This window comes from Kitasatospora sp. NPDC085895, from assembly GCF_040702125.1.
Classification (GTDB): Bacteria; Actinomycetota; Actinomycetes; order Streptomycetales; family Streptomycetaceae; genus Kitasatospora; species Kitasatospora arboriphila.
In genome coordinates this window covers 1-15,481 of the sequence record NZ_JBFBJY010000031.1, presented here as the reverse complement: position 1 = coordinate 15,481, position 15,481 = coordinate 1, and the positions used below count along the sequence as shown (strand labels likewise).

Below are 15,481 nucleotides of genomic sequence, written 5' to 3'. Positions count from 1 at the left end.
GGCGAGCCCTCCCCGCGCCCCTGGGTGGGTCCTCCCCGTCAGGCTTCCCAGAGGTCTGCGAAGAGCTGGTCGAGCCGGTCGTCGCCGATGGGCGGTTCGGGGAGCGGGTGGGCGGCAGGGGCGCGGAAGCCGTCCAGCAGCAGGGCGAGGTGGCGCCGCCACAACCCCGGCCGCAGGCCGTCCGCCGCGGGCACCGCCCGGCACAGCGGTCCGAGCAGGAACAGCAGGTCCGTCGCGACGACGTCGCCCCGCATCGTGCCCTGTTCCTGCGCCCGGGCGACCAGGATCCCGACGGTCGCGGCGTTGCGGCGGCTCATGTCGGCGAGCACCGGGACGGTCGGAATGGCCATCGTCACCAGGTCGTTGATGCCGCGGCTGGTGGCGACGAGTTCGAAGATCCGGGTGAAGTAGCCTTCGACGGCCGTCCAGGCGTCCTCGGCCGCGAGGGCTTCCTCGCCGGCCTCCGCGAGGACGGCGGCCGCGGGGCGGAAGACCTCGCCGATCAGGTCCTCGCGGGTCGGGAAGTGCCGGTAGAGGGTGGCGTTGCCGACCCCGGCGCGGCGGGCGATGACGTCGAGCGGGGCGTCGAGGCCGAGTTCGGCGAAGACGTCCGCGGCGGCCGCCGCCAGTGCCTCCCGATTGCGCCGTGCGTCCCGCCGCTGCGGCGCCGGCCGCTCCCCGTCTGCCACGCGCACACCTTAGCCGTCCCTGGATGCCTCCGAAGATCTCGGAAAGAATCCTGTCGCGGGATGTCGAGGCACCGGCGACCCGCTCCGACTGAAGGGTGAGAGCGCGCCACGGGGCGCGCCGGACGGAGGGCACCCCGAGATGAAGTACGTCGCGATGATCTACGGCAACCAGGCCAAGTGGGAGTCCTTCCCGGCCGAGGCGTGGCCGGAGGCGATCGCCAAACAGGAGGCGTTCAACCGGAAGTACCGCGAGAGCGGCGAGCTGCTCGGCGCGTACGGCCTCGCGGACGCGGCCGCCGCGCAGCTCGTCCGCCGCGAGGCCGGTGCGCCGGCGGTCACCGACGGCCCGTACCTGGAGACCAAGGAGTACCTGGCGAGCTTCTACCTGCTGGACTGCGAGAGCCTGGAGCGGGCGCAGCGGATCGCCGCCGACATGCCGTTCGCCGATGTCGACCCGGTGGAGCTGTGGCCGGTCCTGCACGAGTCCCCGGCGTTCCGGTGAGTGGTGGGTCGGGGGCGGTCGAGGGCCTGCTGCGCGAGCTGGCGCCGCAGGTCCTGGCCGCGCTCGTCCGCCGCCACGGCACCTTCGACCCCTGCGAGGACGCGGTGCAGGAGGCGCTGCTGGCAGCGGCCGTGCAGTGGCCGCGCGACGGGGTGCCGGACAGCCCGCGGGCCTGGCTGGTGACGGTCGCCTCCCGCCGCCTGGTCGACCAGGTGCGCAGCGAGGTGGCGCGCCGCCGCCGCGAGGACGCACTGGCGCTGGCCACCCCGCAGTCCGCGCTGCTCGCGCACGCCGCGGACGAGCTCCCGGAGTCGGAGCGGGACGACTCGCTGACGCTGCTGTTCCTGTGCTGCCGGCCGGAGTTGTCCGCGCCGAGCCGGATCGCGTTGACGCTGCGCGCGGTCGGCGGCCTGACGACGGCCCAGATCGCCGCGGCGTTCCTGGTGCCGGAGGCGACGATGGCGCAGCGGATCAGCCGGGCGAAGCAGGCGGTGCGGGCGGCGGGCGGGACGCCGGCGCTGCCGGAGGGGGCGGAGGCCGCCGAGCGGCTGGCCGAGGTGCGGCAGGTGCTGTACCTGGTGTTCAACGAGGGCCACACCGCCACGGCGGGCCCGGACCTGACGGCTCCGGAGCTGTCGGCGGAGGCGGTCCGGCTCACCAGGCTGCTGCACCGCCTGGTGCCGGAGGACGCCGAGACGGCCGGACTGCTGGCGCTGATGCTGCTCACCGACGCCCGTCGGCCGGCCCGGACGACGGCGGGCGGCGAGTTGGTGCCGCTGGCGGAGCAGGACCGCGGCCGGTGGGACGGCCGGCTGGTCGCCGAGGGCGTCGAGCTGATCAGCCGGACGCTGCCGCTGGGGCGGGTCGGGCCGTACCAGGTGCAGGCGGCCATCGCGGCGGTGCACGCGGAGGCGGGGAGCACGGAGGCCACCGACTGGCCGCAGGTCCTGGTGCTGTACGAGCTGCTGGAGCGGTTCGGGCCCAACCCGATGGTCACCCTGAACCGGGCGGTCGCGGTGGCGATGGTGCACGGCCCGGCGGCGGGCCTCGCGCTGGTGGAGCCGCTCCGCGCGGACCGGCGGACGGCCCGTCACCACCGGGTGCTCGCCACCCGCGCACACCTGCTGGAACTGCTGGGCGAGCGGGAGGCCGCCGCGCAGGCGTACCGCGAGGCCGCGGCCCGGTCGACCGCCGCCCCGGAACGCCGCCACCTGGCGGCCCGCGCCCGCCGGCTGGATCCGCGGCCGTGACTCCTAGGCGGTGAGCTGCTCCCAGACCTGGTGGACGCGGGCGGTGAGGTCCTCCAGCGAGCCGCTGTTGTCGATGACGATGTCGGCGACGGCGAGCCGGTCCTCGCGGGTGGCCTGGGCGGCCATCCGGGCCTCGGCCTCGTCCGCGGCCATGCCGCGCAGCCGTACCAGCCGGTCGAGCCGGATACCGTCGGGCACGTCGACGACCAGGACCTGCTGGTAGAGCGGGGCGAGGCCGTTCTCGGCGAGCAGCGGGACGTCGTGCACGACGACGTCCTCGGGTCCGGCGGCGGCCTCGAGTTCGGCGGAGCGGGCGCGTACCAGGGGGTGGACGATCGCGTTGAGCGCGGCGAGCCGCTCGGGGTGGCCGAAGACGAGCCGGCCGAGGGCGGGCCGGTCGAGCGAGCCGTCCGGCTGCAGGACCTCGGGGCCGAACTCGGCGACGACGGCGCGCAGTCCGTCCGTCCCGGGGGCCACCACCTCGCGGGCGATCAGGTCGGAGTCCACGATGACCGCGCCGAGTGCGGCGAGTTGCCGGGACACCTCGCTCTTGCCCGCGCCGATCCCGCCCGTCAGTCCGATCCTCAGCATGGCGCCCAGGCTACCGCCCGGTCACCCGGGGCCGCAGGGCGCTCCCCCGCCGATCGTCCGCCCGCTTCCCCGGCCGGTCGCCGCCGGGCGAACGCGGGTCGAACATCCGGCGGCGTCCTGGCGAAATACCGGCCCCGGGGGCTGCGGAGCGGCAGCTCGCCGGTCCGCGAGTGGTTAGGGTGCCGGGGATCGTCCACCCGAGAGGAGCACCGATGTCCCCCACCTGGCCCGCCGGTCCGAGGCGGGTGCTGGTCGTCGGCATCGACGGCGTCCGGCTCGACCTGCTGCCGTCGCTGCACACCCCGCACCTGGACGCGGTGGCCGGGGCCGGATTCCTCGCCGCGGTGCAGGTGGACGAGGCGACGCCGACGATGTCCGGGCCGTGCTGGGCGACGGTGGTGACCGGTGTCGGGGTGGCCAAGCACGGCGTGTTCGGCAACCACTTCGGCGGCAACCGGCTGGACGTCTTCCCGGACTTCACCACCCGGCTGGCGGCCGTGCACCGGCGCCGGACCTTCGCGGCGGGCGGCTGGGAGCCGCTGTTCCTGGCCCGCAGCGGCGGCCCGCTGTTCGCGGCGCCCGGCCGGCTGGCGTACATCGCTCCGCTGGAGGACACCCCGGAGGCGTGGGAGGTCTGCGACGAGCGGGTGACCGCCGAGGCCGAGTACGTGCTGGGGCGCAGCGACGACGATCCGCAGGCCTCGTTCGTCTACCTGGGGGCGGTCGACGAGACGGCGCACTTCCTCGGCTGCGGCGAGGAGTACCGGCGTTCGGTGGAGACCGCGGACGCCCGGCTGGGCCGGCTGCTGGCGGCGGTCCGCGGCCGGGCCGGGTACGCCGAGGAGGAGTGGACGGTGATCGTGGTGACCGACCACGGGCACCTCGACGGCGGCGGCCACGGCGGCCGCACCGACCTGGAGCGCACGGCGTGGATCGCGGCCTGCGGCCCGGGGATCGTGCCGGGCGGGCCGGTGCTGCCGCTGCACCACACCGATGTGGCGGCGCACGTGTACGCCGCGCTGGAGATCGTGCCGGACCCGCACTGGACGCTGGACGGCCGCCCGTTCACGCCGGCGGCCCTGCCGGTCGCGGCGGCCTGACGGCCGGTCACCGGGCCTTCCCGGGCCACCGCGCCGGCGCCGGCCACAGGAGCGGTACCGGTCACAGGGCCGACACCAGGTGGGCCGAGACGACCACGTTGCCCTGGTAGCCGGTGGCGCGGGTGTAGCCGCCACCGCAGGTGACGACGCGCACCTCGGGCCGGGCGGTGGCGCGGTAGACCCGGTCGGCGGGGAAGCCGGCCTTGGGCAGCACCTCGACGGTGTCGACCGCGAAGCGGGCGGTGCTGCCGTCGGCGCGCAGCACGTCGAGGGTGTTGCCGCGGTGCAGCGAGCCGAGCGCCCAGAAGACGGCGGGTCCGCGCTCGGTGTCGACGTGGCCGACCAGCAGGGCGTTCCCGGCGGCCCCGGGGGCGGTGCCGAGCCGGTACCAGCCGGCCAGGTTCCGGTCGCCGACGGGCGGCACCTGGACTCCGCCGGCGGCGTCGAGGCCGACACCGGTGACGGGGGCGTCGACGCCGATCGCCGGGATGCGCAGCCGGGTGGGCAGGGAGAAGGGCATCGCGGCCGGTCCCGACCCGGCCGGGGCCGTCCCGGCCGCCGCCGTCGGTGTGGCGGCGGGCCGGGCGTCGGCCGCGGTGGGTGCGGGCGGGGCCTGGGTGCGGGTGCCGTCGTGCACCAGCCAGGCGCCGGCGGTGGCGGCGGCCGTGGCCGCGGCGAGGGCCGTACGGGCCCTGCGGGTCGGGGGTCGTCGCACCGTCGGCGCCTCCTTCGGCGGGCCGTCCGGTCAGGCCCGGGCGGCGTGCCGGCGGCGCAGGACGAAGGCGCCGCCGGCGAGGCCGGCCGCGAGTAGGGCCCCGCCGGCGGCAGTCTCGGCCGGGTCCGCCCCGAGGACTCCGCCGCCGCCTCCGGCGAGGGAGGGTCCCTTGGGGACGGACGCGGTGGTGGTCGGGAAGAGCTCGGGGCCGCAGGTGACGGCGGCGGAGGCACCGCCGACGGTCACCTCGACGGTGTCGGCGCTCTTGGTGAGCACCTTCGTCCCGGCGACGGTGGTGAAACTGGTGCCCGGCGCGCCGGGGACGTGCTCGCCCCGGGCGTCGACGACGCGGACCTCGCCGACACCGGCGCAGGCCACGACGTCGCCGTTCACCAGCTCCAGGCTGCCGCCCTCGGTGCGGCCCTTGAACGGTGTGGCGGCGCCGCCGTCCGCGTACGCGGCGCCCGCACCGGCGGTGAGCATGGCCAGTACTCCGCAGGCCACGGCGGCGGCCGCACCCGCCCTCGTCCCGATCGACATCCGTCCTCCTTGCCCGTGGAACCGCGACGGTTCCGCGGCTCCCTGGCCCCACAGGGTCCCGGACCAGAGACGGACATACCACCGCCAATCGGGTGTTTATGACGACAACTCACATAATCCGCTTACGAATTGACAGGTTTCCGGCAGCCAGGCCGGACCGGCCGCGGCGCCGCGGGTCACCCGAGGTCGAGCTGCTCCCCCGCGGCGAGCTGCGCGAACGCGGCACCCGTCCCCGGCCCGCCCTCGCCGAGCAGCCGGCCGTGCACCATCTGCCCGATGTCGCTGAGCACGGCCTCGTGGATCGCCAGCGCCCGCCCCGGGCCGGCCTCCCGGACGTAGTCGATCAGCTCCGAGACCTTGGTCCAGGGCCCGGCGATCGGCAGCAGCAGGGTGTCCACCGGGTGCGGCGGCAGGGTCAGCGCGTCGCCGGGGTGGAACAGCCGCCCGTCGAGCAGGAAGCCGATGTTGCCGACACGCGGGACGTCGGGGTGGATGACGGCGTGCCACTCGCCGTGCACACTCACGCCGAGGCCGTCGATGTCGAAGGCGTCGCCCTCGCCGACCACGGCGACCCGCGCGCCGATGCCCTCCAGCTGCACGGCCACCGCGCGGTTGGTCCAGATCCGCAGGCCCGGGTCGGCCTCGACGGCGGCCCGCAGCCGGTCCTCGGCGAAGTGGTCCATGTGTTCGTGGGTGATCAGGACGGCGTCCGCGCCGCGGGTGGCGTCGGCCTCGGTGAACGCTCCGGGGTCGATGACGACGGTGGTGCCCTGGTGTTCGATGCGGACGCAGGCGTGTCCGAGCTTCGTCAGTCGCATGCGGAAAATATTACAGCAATGCTGCACAGTTTGGCTGCAGGAAGTTCTCGGTAGCATGATCCCCATGGACGAGGTCGACCCCCTGGAGCTGGCCGCCGAGCTGCGCACCGCCATCGGCACCCTGGTGCGCACCCTCCGCCCCGGCGACGAACTGCCGCAGAACCAGGCCGCCGTCCTCGGCTGGCTGGTCCGCGAGGGCCCGCGCACCACCAGCGAACTGGCCGCCCTGCAGCGGGTGCGGCACCAGTCGATGGCCCGCACGGTCGCCCTGCTCGGCGAGGCCGGCCTGGTCGAGCAGCGCCCGCACGAGACCGACGGCCGCAAACTGATGATCACCGCCACCGAGGCCGGCACCGCCGCGCTGCACGCCCAGCGCGCCCGCCGCGAGGGCACCATCGCGACCGCCCTCACCGAACGCCTCACCCCCGAGGAACGCCGACTCCTCCATCAAGCCGTCCCCCTCCTGCGCCGCCTGGCGTGAAGGGCAACCACCCAGGGGCGCGGGGAGGGCCACCCCAGGGGCGCGGGGTGGGCGGGCGACCCAGGGGCGCGGGGAACTGCGCAATCGGGATGCGGGCCGCCGTACGAACCAGGGCGCGCCCCTAGCGGGTACCCCCTCACCCGGACGGGCGCATGCCGCAGGGCCCGCCTTCGCGTTGGGCAGGCCGCCCGCATCCGCGCTTTTGAAGGGACGCCCCCATGACCCCCGTCCGCACCGCCCTGGTCCTCGCCGCAGCCGTCTGCGGTCTGCTGCTGGGCACCGCGGGGGCCGCCTCCGCGTGCGGTCCGCTGGACGTCGCCGCCGGGCTGGCCCCGGGCTTCGGCAACGCCTGCGTCAACCGCTGACCGGACGGCCCCGCCGGGGCCGCGCTCAGCGGGCCAGCGCGACCTGCTCGGCCTCCACCTCGGCCCCGACCTGCTCCGCCTCGGCGCGCTGTCCGGGCAGCACCGCCCGTGCGCCGAGCGGCGGCAGCTCCACGTGCTCGCTGAGGCCGATCTTGCGGTGCAGCCTGCGCAGCGGCGCGGGCGCCCACCAGTTGAACTCGCCGGCCAGGCTCATCGCGGCCGGCACCAGCAGGCACCGCACCAGGGTGGCGTCCACCGCGACGGCCACCGCCAGGGCGATGCCCATCTGCTTGACCATGAGCATCTGCCCGGCGGCGAACCCGGCGAAGACGATCACCATCAGCAGCGCCGCCGAGGTGATGATCTTGCCGCTGCGCTGCAGTCCGAGCTGGACGGACCGGGTGCAGCCGTGCCCCTGGTCGTACAGCTCCTTGATCCGGGAGAGCAGGAAGACCTCGTAGTCCATCGAGAGGCCGAAGGCGAAGGCGAAGACCAGCACCGGGACGAAGGTCTCCAGCCCGCCCGAGGGGGTGAAGCCGAGCAGGCCGCTGAACCAGCCGTGCTGGAAGACCATGGTCAGCGCGCCGAGCGAGGCGCCCAGCGACAGCAGGTTCATCAGCAGCGCCTTGACCGGCATCACCACCGAACCGGTCATCAGGAACAGCAGCACCAGGGTGCCGAAGGCGACCAGGCCGAGCGCCCAGGGCCCGCGGGTGGCGACCTCGTGCTGGAAGTCGGCGACCGAGGCGGCGTCGCCGGTGACGTAGGTGGTGAGCCCGCCGCGGTGGTCCCGCAGCTCGCCGACGACCTTCTTGGCCCGGGCGCCCTGCGGGTCGCCCTTCACCAGCACGTCGACGGTGGTGAGGCCGTCGCCGACCGGGGTGACCGCGCGGACGCCGGCGACGCCCGGCAGCCCGGCGACCACGTCGTCGGCGTACGCCTGGGCGGTCTTCTGGTCGCTCTTCACGACCACGGTGATCGGGGCGGCCGCCTGGTCGGGGAAGCGCTGCGCGACGGTGTCGGCGACCTGCCGGGAGGCGAAGGACTTGGGCAGCACGTCGGCGCCGGAGCTGCGCGGGTGGGCACCCAGGAAGGGTGCGCCGGCGGCGGTCAGCAGGGCCACGCAGATCAGCATCACCGGCAGCGCGCGCTTCTGGACGCGCCGCACCGTCCGCGAGAAGAAGCCCTCGTCGGGCACGGGCTCGGTCGGCGCCTTGATCCTCCGGCCGACGAAGCCCAGCAGTGCCGGGACGAGGGTGAGGGCGGCCGCGGCCGCGATCACCACGACGCTCACGCCGGCCACGCCGACCGCACGGAACACCGGGCTGGTGAAGACGAACAGGCCGGACAGGGCGACCGCGACGGTCAGGCCGGAGAAGGCGACGGTGCGCCCGGCGGTGGCCGCGGTGCGCTCCACGGCCTGCGCGACGGTGGCGCCGTGGCCGCGCTCCTCCCGGAAGCGGTTGACCATCAGCAGCGCGTAGTCGATGGACAGTCCGAGGCCGAGCACGGTGGCGATCGGCAGGACGCTGGTGTCGATGTCCATGATCCGGCTGAAGCCGAACATGGCGAGCAGCGCGCCGCCGACCGAGGCGATCGCGCCGATGCCCGGCAGGCCGGCCGCGGCGAGACCGCCGAAGACCAGCACCATGACGATCAGGGTGAGCGGCAGGGTGACGATCTCGCCGAAGCGGGTGTCCTTCTCGGTCTGCGACTTGACCTCCTGCTCCAGCACGAGGTCGCCGCCGACGGTCACGTGGGTGCCGGCCGCGTCGACGGCGTCGAGGCGCTCGGTCACGGCGTCCAGCTGCGCCGGGGTCGAGGCGTCGGCCATCCGTACGGCGACCAGGCTCGCCCGGCCGTCCGCGGCGGCCATGCCGGGGGTGCCGGAGTACGCGTCGGCCACCGAGACCACACCGGGCAGGTGGGAGATCTCGGCGGTGGCGGCGGTGACCGCGGCCCGTACCTTCTCGTCGGCGACCGGCGCGCCGTCCACCACGGCGGTGACGGTGCCCTTGACCGGGTCGGCGGCCTGGACGGCGGCGGTGCCGCGGGCGGCCTCGGAGCCGCCGGAGCCGCCGCCGGCGACCGTCCCCTCGAAGACCCGCCCGCCGATCAGCACGCCGGCCGCGAGGACGAACGCCCAGAAGGCGAGTACCCAGCGGCGGTGGCGGAAGCACGCCCGGCCGAGGGCCGCGAGTCGCCCGCCGACCCAGTGGTCGGCGGGCGCGGGCAGGACGGCGGGCGAAGGCGATGCGGCAGCGAGGGGATTGCGCATGAAGGAGCCTTTCGGGCAGTTCCCCTCAATGTAGGCGCAAAGTCTGATTCGTCCTATAGAGGGACGATGAGCCTCATCTCACAATTCCTGTGACGTAAACGACACATAAGAAATACCGGACAACAAAGACGGAACCCCCGCCCGGTCGACACCGGGCGGGGGTTCCGCCTCCTACTGCTCAGCCCTCAGGCTGCGCGCACTGCGATCAGCTCTGGCCGCCGGCCAGCTTCTCGCGGAGCGCGGCGAGCGCCTCGTCCGAAGCGAGAGCGCCGGAGCCCTCGTCGCTGCTGGAGGAGTACGAGCCGCCACCGGAGACCGGGGCCTCCTCGCCGGCCTCGGCGGCAGCGGCGGCGTCGGCCTCACGGCTCTTGATGACCTGGGCCTGGTGCTGCTCGAAGCGGGCCTGGGCCTCGGCGTACTGCCGCTCCCACTCCTCGCGCTGCTTCTCGAAGCCGGGCAGCCAGTCGTTCGCCTCGGGGTCGAAGCCCTCCGGGTAGATGTAGTTGCCCTGGTCGTCGTAGGACGCGGCCATGCCGTACAGGGTCGGGTCGAACTCGACCGACGCCGGGTCGGCACCGAGGGACTCGTTGGCCTGCTTCAGCGAGAGGCTGATGCGACGACGCTCGAGGTCGATGTCGATGACCTTGACGAAGATCTCGTCGCCGACCTGGACGACCTGCTCCGGGATCTCGACGTGGCGCTCGGCCAGCTCGGAGATGTGGACCAGGCCCTCGATGCCCTCGTCCACGCGGACGAACGCACCGAACGGAACCAGCTTGGTGACCTTGCCGGGGACGACCTGGCCGATCTGGTGGGTCCGGGCGAACTGCTGCCACGGGTCCTCCTGGGTCGCCTTCAGCGACAGGGAGACGCGCTCGCGGTCCATGTCCACGTCGAGGACCTCGACGGTGACCTCCTGGCCGACCTCGACGACCTCGGACGGGTGGTCGATGTGCTTCCAGGACAGCTCGGAGACGTGCACCAGGCCGTCGACGCCGCCCAGGTCCACGAAGGCACCGAAGTTGACGATCGAGGAGACGACGCCGGAGCGCACCTGGCCCTTCTGGAGGGTGGTGAGGAAGGTCTGGCGGACCTCGCTCTGGGTCTGCTCCAGCCAGGCACGGCGGGACAGGACCACGTTGTTGCGGTTCTTGTCCAGCTCGATGATCTTGGCCTCGAGCTCCTTGCCGACGTACGGCTGGAGGTCGCGGACACGGCGCATCTCGACCAGCGAGGCCGGGAGGAAGCCGCGGAGGCCGATGTCGAGGATGAGACCACCCTTGACGACCTCGATGACGGTACCGGTGACGATGCCGTCCTCTTCCTTGATCTTCTCGATCGTGCCCCAGGCGCGCTCGTACTGGGCGCGCTTCTTGGACAGGATGAGACGACCCTCCTTGTCCTCCTTCTGGAGGACCAGGGCCTCGATGTTGTCGCCCACGGAGACAACCTCGTGGGGGTCGACGTCGTGCTTGATCGAGAGCTCGCGGGACGGGATGACACCCTCGGTCTTGTAACCGATGTCGAGGAGCACCTCGTCACGGTCGACCTTCACGATGACGCCCTCAACGATGTCGCCGTCGTTGAAGTACTTGATGGTCTCGTCGATCGCCGCGAGGAACGCGTCCGCGTCGCCGATGTCGTTGACCGCAACCTGCGGGGTGGTGCTGACAGAGGTGTCGGTGGGGCTCGTCATTAGGAAAAGGGCTCCGGTACGGACATGAAGTCGTAGGTAATGCCACGCGGAGGGCCCGTATCGCTCCCACCGAAAGCCGGACAGCCAAGAACACGGCGCACCGACCCCCATGAGAAATCCTGAAGGACAGGTGTCCGTCTTGCAGACCGTGGGGTCTTCGACAGATGCGAGCGCGACCTGCTCCGTCCGAGGCGCGCAGGCCCGCAGCGCAACTTGTAGCATACGGGGACAGCCTGGCACGGTCAACGCGAAGGGCGTCGAGACCGGTGGAGGCCGGGATGGATCAGGCCATATCCTCCAACAGCGCGCCAGAACGGCGGCTGTCGCAGGGGACGTCCCCGGATGCCACCACCCCGACCCGGTCCCGTACGGAGCCGGTTCACGGCAGCGGCGCTTCCGCAACCGACACCCTACGCGACGGGCCCAGCATCGTGACCAGCACCCCCGACCACCCCGCCGACGACGACCGCGGCCACCGCGAGCACGGCGGCCACGGCGAGGAGGACGACGCCGTCCGGCGCACGGCCGACCCCGGCGAGTCCAGCCGGGCCAGCCGCCACTGGTGGGACCGCAACGCCGACGAGTACCAGGACGAGCACGGCGCCTTCCTCGGCGACGACCGCTTCACCTGGTGCCCCGAGGGCCTCGACGAGTCCGACGCCCGGCTGCTCGGCGACCCCGCCGCGCTGAAGGGCCTCGACGTGCTGGAGATCGGCGCCGGCGCCGCCCAGTGCTCCCGCTGGCTCGCCGCCCGCGGCGCCCGCCCGGTCGCCCTCGACATCTCCTTCCGCCAGCTGCAGCACTCCCGGCGGATCGACCTCGTCCGCGGCGGCGACCCGGTCGCCGTCGTCCAGGCCGACGCCGCGGTGCTGCCCTTCGCCGACGGCTCCTTCGACCTCGCCTGCTCCGCCTACGGCGCGGTGCCCTTCTCCGCCGACACCGCCGCACTGATGCGCGAGGTCCACCGGGTGCTGCGGCCCGGCGCCCGCTGGGTCTTCTCGGTGACCCACCCGATCCGCTGGGCCTTCCCCGACGAGCCCGGCGTCGAGGGCCTCACCGCCACCGCCTCCTACTTCGACCGCACCCCCTACGTCGAGCAGGACGAGCAGGGCCGCGCCACCTACGTCGAGCACCACCGCACCCTCGGCGACCGGGTCCGCGAGCTCACCGCCGCCGGCTTCCGGCTGCTCGACCTCGTCGAACCGGAGTGGCCCGAGGGCCACGACCAGGAGTGGGGCGGCTGGTCGCCGCTGCGCGGCCGGCTGATCCCCGGCACCGCGATCTTCGTCGCGCAGCGGGGCTGACCGCCGGTGCGCCCCGCAGGCCTCGAACTGCCCGTCCGCACCGCCGTCCCCCCACTGCAGCGCGCCCTCGCCGGGCACGGCGCCGCGGTGCTCGCCGCACCGCCCGGCTCCGGCAAGACCACCCTCGTCCCGCTGGCCCTCGCCGGGCTCGCCGACGGCCTGCCCGGGCCCGCCCGCCGCGTCCTGGTCGCCGAACCCCGCCGGCTCGCCGTGCGCGCCGCGGCCCGCCGGATGGCCTGGCTGCTCGGCGGCGCCGTCGGCGAGCAGGTCGGCCTCACCGTCCGCGGCGAGCGGCGGGTCGGGCCGCGGACGGTGGTCGAGGTGGTCACCACCGGCGTCCTGCTGCAGCGGCTGCAGCGCGACCCGGAGCTGCCGGGCGTCGACGCGGTCGTCCTCGACGAGTGCCACGAGCGGCACCTGGACGCCGACACCGCGCTCGCCTTCCTGCTCGACGTCCGGGCGGCGCTGCGGCCGGAGCTGCAGCTGGTCTGCGCCTCCGCGACCTCCGACACCGCGGCCTGGGCGGAGCTGCTCGGCGGCGCACCGGTGGTCGAGGCGCACGGGCTGTCCCACCCCGTCGAGGTGGCGTGGGCTCCCCCGCCGCGCGCCGTCCGGCCGCCGCACGGCACCCGGACGGATCCGCTGCTGCTCGACCACGTCGCGGCCACCGTCCGCCGGGCGCTCGCCGAACGCGAGGGCGACGTGCTCTGCTTCCTGCCCGGCGTCGGCGAGATCGCCCGGGTCGCCGGGCTGCTCGGCACCGGCGTCGAGGTGCTGCAGCTGCACGGCCAGGCGCCGCAGGCCGTCCAGGACGCGGCGCTCGCCCCGGGCGCCCGGCGGCGCGTGGTGCTCGCCACCTCCGTGGCCGAGTCCTCGCTGACGGTGCCCGGCGTGCGCACCGTCGTCGACTCGGGTCTCGCCCGGGAGCCGCGCACCGACCACGCCCGCGGTCTCGGCGGGCTGGTCACCGTCCGGGTCTCGCTGGCCGCCGCCAGGCAGCGCGCCGGCCGGGCCGGCCGCGAGGCCCCCGGCACCGTCTACCGCTGCTGGGCCGAGGTCGAGGACGCCCGCGCGCAGCCCTTCCCGACCCCGGAGATCGCCCTCGCCGACCTGACCGGCTTCGCCCTGCAGGCCTCCTGCTGGGGCGACCCGGACGCCCGCGGCCTCGCCCTGCCCGGCCCGCCGCCGGCCGGCGCCATGGCCGCCGCCCGGGACACCCTGCGGGCGCTCGGCGCCGTGGACGCCGACGGGCGGGCCACCGACCGCGGCCGCCGGATCGCCCGCACCGGGCTGCACCCCCGGCTCGCCCGGGCCCTCCTGGACGGCACCGGCCTGGTGGGCGCCCGCCGTGCCGCGGAGCTCGTCGCCCTGCTCTCCGAGGAGCCGCCGCGCGCCCTCGGAGACGACCTGCTCGCCGTCTGGCGGAGCGTCCGCGGTGCCGACGACCCGTACGCGCGCCGCTGGCGGGACGAGACCCGGCGGCTGCGGCAGGACGGCTCCGGGCCCGGCGGGGAGGGTGCCGTGTCCGACGAGGTCGCGGCCGGACTGGTCGTCGCGCTCGCCCACCCGGAGCGGATCGCCCGTGCCCGCGGCGGCGACCGCGGCTACCTGATGGCCTCCGGCACCGCCGCCGAGCTCGGCCCCGGCTCGCTGCTCTCCGGCGCCGGCTGGCTCGCGGTTGCGGTGGCCGACCGGCCGGCGGGCTCTCCCTCGGCCCGGGTGCGGCGGGCCGTCGCGCTCGACGAGGCCACCGCCCGGCGGGCCGGCGCCGCCCTGGTCACCGAACGCGAGGAGGTGCACTGGTCCGCCCGCGAGGGCGACGTCACCGCCCGGCGGGTCGCCCGGCTCGGCGCGGTGGAGCTCACCGCGGCGCCGCTCACCGACCCGGACCCGGTGCCGGTGCGGGCCGCCCTGCTGGACGGGCTCGCCCGGGAGGGCGTCCTCGCCCTGCTGTCCTGGCCGCCGACCGCGGACGGACTGCGGGAGCGGCTGGCCTTCCTGCACCGCGTGCTCGGCGACCCGTGGCCGGACGTCTCCGAGCAGGCCCTGCTGGAACGGGCCGCCGACTGGCTGGAGCCGGAGCTCTCCCGGGCCCGGCGGCGGGCCGACCTCGGCCGGATCGACACCGCCGCCGCCCTGCAGCGGCTGCTGCCCTGGGCGGGCGGCGAGGCCGGGCGGCTGGACGAGCTGGCGCCCGAGCGGATCGCGGTCCCGAGCGGGTCGAGGATCCGGGTGGACTACTCCGGGGAGCGGCCCGTCCTCGCCGTGAAGCTCCAGGAGCTGTTCGGCTGGCAGGCGGCGCCGGCGCTGGCCGGCGGGCGCGTCCCGCTCACCGTTCACCTGCTCTCCCCCGCCGGCCGCCCGGCCGCGGTCACCGGCGACCTCGCCTCGTTCTGGCGGGACGGCTACCGGGCCGTCCGCGCCGACCTCCGCGGCCGCTATCCCCGCCATCCCTGGCCGGAGGACCCCACCACCGCCGAGCCCACCCGGCGGGCCAACCCGCGCAAGTGACCCCTCACGGGGTGCGGGGCAGCGGGGTGCCGGTCTTCACCGGGTCGCAGGTCATGATCTCGCCGGCGGGGTTGGTGGCGCAGGCGCCGTTGTGGGTGGTGCTGCCGCCGTCGTTCTGCGGGTCGTCGGTGCGGGGGCTGGTCTGCCACCGGGGCGTCGCGGTCGCCCGGCGGGTGGGAGGGACCGCCCGGGTCGCCCGGGCCCGGGTCGCCTCCGGCGATGCGGCGCGGGCGGGGTCCGCGGACGGGGATGCCGTCGGAGTCGGCGCCGCAGCGGCCGCGCCCGGCGACGGGACGGTCGCGCCCGGCGACGGGGTCGGCGGGGCCGTGACGGTCGGCACCGGCCGGGCCGCCGGTGGGTGCTCCGACCCGCCGGGCAGCGCCCGGGCGCTGCCACCGACCGCCAGCAGCGCCACGCCCGCGCCGGCGCCGATCCATGCCCGGCGCCGGCCGCTCCGCACGGCTCTCCCGTCCTCGTCCATCTCCGCACCCCTCTGCGATCTTGAATCGTGGCGCGGATTCTAGTGCCGCGTCAGGCAACCTTCGCCCGTCAAGGAGCGGCGTCCGGTGCGTGCTGTCGGCGTGCCGGACGGAAGTCCTCGTACTGGACGTACTCGGACTTCCGTCCGGTGCGGCGAGAGT

Annotated in this window: 15 protein-coding genes; 7 read left to right on the top strand and 8 right to left on the bottom strand. The window is 75.1% G+C overall.

The features are described from left to right. Nucleotides 1-38: 38 nt before the first annotated feature. Nucleotides 39-689 (bottom strand): helix-turn-helix domain-containing protein, encoded by a 651-nt coding sequence (locus AB0442_RS20270; protein WP_366164321.1) that lies wholly within the window; start codon nucleotides 687-689, stop codon nucleotides 39-41. Nucleotides 690-828: 139 nt separating this feature from the next. Between AB0442_RS20270 and AB0442_RS20265 the strand changes: the two genes are divergently transcribed. Continuing rightward, a complete protein-coding gene (locus AB0442_RS20265; protein ID WP_363540382.1) occupies nucleotides 829-1,191 on the top strand; it encodes a YciI family protein in 363 nt (120 codons plus the stop codon). After that, nucleotides 1,188-2,441 carry a DUF6596 domain-containing protein gene (locus tag AB0442_RS20260; RefSeq protein ID WP_366164320.1) on the top strand — a complete coding sequence of 418 codons (1,254 nt, stop codon included), beginning with the start codon at nucleotides 1,188-1,190 and terminating at the stop codon, nucleotides 2,439-2,441. The genes AB0442_RS20265 and AB0442_RS20260 overlap by 4 nt, the downstream gene beginning before the upstream one ends. Before the next feature lie 3 nt (nucleotides 2,442-2,444). On the opposite strand, the gene coaE is transcribed toward AB0442_RS20260, so the two are convergent. Further along, complete coding sequence (gene coaE, locus AB0442_RS20255) at nucleotides 2,445-3,032, bottom strand: dephospho-CoA kinase (protein WP_344622468.1); 588 nt, start codon at nucleotides 3,030-3,032, stop codon at nucleotides 2,445-2,447. Nucleotides 3,033-3,244: 212 nt separating this feature from the next. Here coaE and AB0442_RS20250 point away from each other — a divergent pair, with 212 nt between their 5' ends. Beyond that, entirely contained in the window at nucleotides 3,245-4,132 is an 888-nt protein-coding gene (locus AB0442_RS20250) for an alkaline phosphatase family protein (RefSeq protein ID WP_366164319.1), read from the top strand. A 61-nt stretch (nucleotides 4,133-4,193) separates the two neighbouring features. On the opposite strand, the gene AB0442_RS20245 is transcribed toward AB0442_RS20250, so the two are convergent. From AB0442_RS20245 to AB0442_RS20235, 3 genes are all read right to left on the bottom strand, one after another. Then, nucleotides 4,194-4,847 (bottom strand): class F sortase, encoded by a 654-nt coding sequence (locus tag AB0442_RS20245; RefSeq protein ID WP_366164318.1) that lies wholly within the window; start codon nucleotides 4,845-4,847, stop codon nucleotides 4,194-4,196. A gap of 30 nt (nucleotides 4,848-4,877) precedes the next feature. Further along, nucleotides 4,878-5,387 carry a hypothetical protein gene (locus AB0442_RS20240; protein WP_366164317.1) on the bottom strand — a complete coding sequence of 170 codons (510 nt, stop codon included), beginning with the start codon at nucleotides 5,385-5,387 and terminating at the stop codon, nucleotides 4,878-4,880. Between the two features lie 176 nt (nucleotides 5,388-5,563). Next, nucleotides 5,564-6,205, bottom strand: a complete 642-nt coding sequence (locus AB0442_RS20235; protein ID WP_366164316.1) for an MBL fold metallo-hydrolase — start codon at nucleotides 6,203-6,205, stop codon at nucleotides 5,564-5,566. 64 nt (nucleotides 6,206-6,269) lie between these two features. On the opposite strand from AB0442_RS20235, the gene AB0442_RS20230 reads away from it, so the two are divergent. Both AB0442_RS20230 and AB0442_RS20225 read left to right on the top strand, forming a co-directional pair. Continuing rightward, the gene (locus AB0442_RS20230) at nucleotides 6,270-6,686 is read left to right on the top strand and encodes a MarR family transcriptional regulator (protein WP_366164315.1); all 417 of its coding nucleotides are present in this window, start codon (nucleotides 6,270-6,272) and stop codon (nucleotides 6,684-6,686) included. Between the two features lie 218 nt (nucleotides 6,687-6,904). Next, complete coding sequence (locus AB0442_RS20225) at nucleotides 6,905-7,051, top strand: hypothetical protein (RefSeq protein WP_159400795.1); 147 nt, start codon at nucleotides 6,905-6,907, stop codon at nucleotides 7,049-7,051. A gap of 25 nt (nucleotides 7,052-7,076) precedes the next feature. Here the strand turns inward: AB0442_RS20225 and AB0442_RS20220 are convergent, their stop codons facing one another. Beyond that, nucleotides 7,077-9,329, bottom strand: coding sequence for an MMPL family transporter (locus AB0442_RS20220; RefSeq protein ID WP_366164314.1), 2,253 nt, complete (start codon nucleotides 9,327-9,329; stop codon nucleotides 7,077-7,079). A gap of 205 nt (nucleotides 9,330-9,534) precedes the next feature. Then, entirely contained in the window at nucleotides 9,535-11,025 is a 1,491-nt protein-coding gene (rpsA, locus tag AB0442_RS20215) for a 30S ribosomal protein S1 (RefSeq protein WP_095876832.1), read from the bottom strand. A 431-nt stretch (nucleotides 11,026-11,456) separates the two neighbouring features. Here rpsA and AB0442_RS20210 point away from each other — a divergent pair, with 431 nt between their 5' ends. Both AB0442_RS20210 and hrpB read left to right on the top strand, forming a co-directional pair. After that, nucleotides 11,457-12,329 (top strand): class I SAM-dependent methyltransferase, encoded by an 873-nt coding sequence (locus tag AB0442_RS20210; RefSeq protein ID WP_363540390.1) that lies wholly within the window; start codon nucleotides 11,457-11,459, stop codon nucleotides 12,327-12,329. 6 nt (nucleotides 12,330-12,335) lie between these two features. Further along, a complete protein-coding gene (gene hrpB / locus AB0442_RS20205) occupies nucleotides 12,336-14,840 on the top strand; it encodes an ATP-dependent helicase HrpB (protein ID WP_366164313.1) in 2,505 nt (834 codons plus the stop codon). 4 nt (nucleotides 14,841-14,844) lie between these two features. On the opposite strand, the gene AB0442_RS20200 is transcribed toward hrpB, so the two are convergent. Continuing rightward, the gene (locus tag AB0442_RS20200) at nucleotides 14,845-15,321 is read right to left on the bottom strand and encodes a hypothetical protein (protein ID WP_366164312.1); all 477 of its coding nucleotides are present in this window, start codon (nucleotides 15,319-15,321) and stop codon (nucleotides 14,845-14,847) included. Between the last annotated feature and the right edge of the window lie 160 nt (nucleotides 15,322-15,481).

Coding starts and splice junctions, on each gene's coding strand:
- AB0442_RS20230 (WP_366164315.1), top strand. CDS start 6,270: ATGGACGAGGTCGACCCCCTGGAGCTGGCCGCCGAGCTGCGCACCGCC.
- AB0442_RS20225 (WP_159400795.1), top strand. CDS start 6,905: ATGACCCCCGTCCGCACCGCCCTGGTCCTCGCCGCAGCCGTCTGCGGT.
- coaE (WP_344622468.1), bottom strand. CDS start 3,032: ATGCTGAGGATCGGACTGACGGGCGGGATCGGCGCGGGCAAGAGCGAG.
- AB0442_RS20235 (WP_366164316.1), bottom strand. CDS start 6,205: ATGCGACTGACGAAGCTCGGACACGCCTGCGTCCGCATCGAACACCAG.
- AB0442_RS20200 (WP_366164312.1), bottom strand. CDS start 15,321: ATGGACGAGGACGGGAGAGCCGTGCGGAGCGGCCGGCGCCGGGCATGG.
- AB0442_RS20250 (WP_366164319.1), top strand. CDS start 3,245: ATGTCCCCCACCTGGCCCGCCGGTCCGAGGCGGGTGCTGGTCGTCGGC.
- rpsA (WP_095876832.1), bottom strand. CDS start 11,025: ATGACGAGCCCCACCGACACCTCTGTCAGCACCACCCCGCAGGTTGCG.
- AB0442_RS20220 (WP_366164314.1), bottom strand. CDS start 9,329: ATGCGCAATCCCCTCGCTGCCGCATCGCCTTCGCCCGCCGTCCTGCCC.
- AB0442_RS20265 (WP_363540382.1), top strand. CDS start 829: ATGAAGTACGTCGCGATGATCTACGGCAACCAGGCCAAGTGGGAGTCC.
- AB0442_RS20240 (WP_366164317.1), bottom strand. CDS start 5,387: ATGTCGATCGGGACGAGGGCGGGTGCGGCCGCCGCCGTGGCCTGCGGA.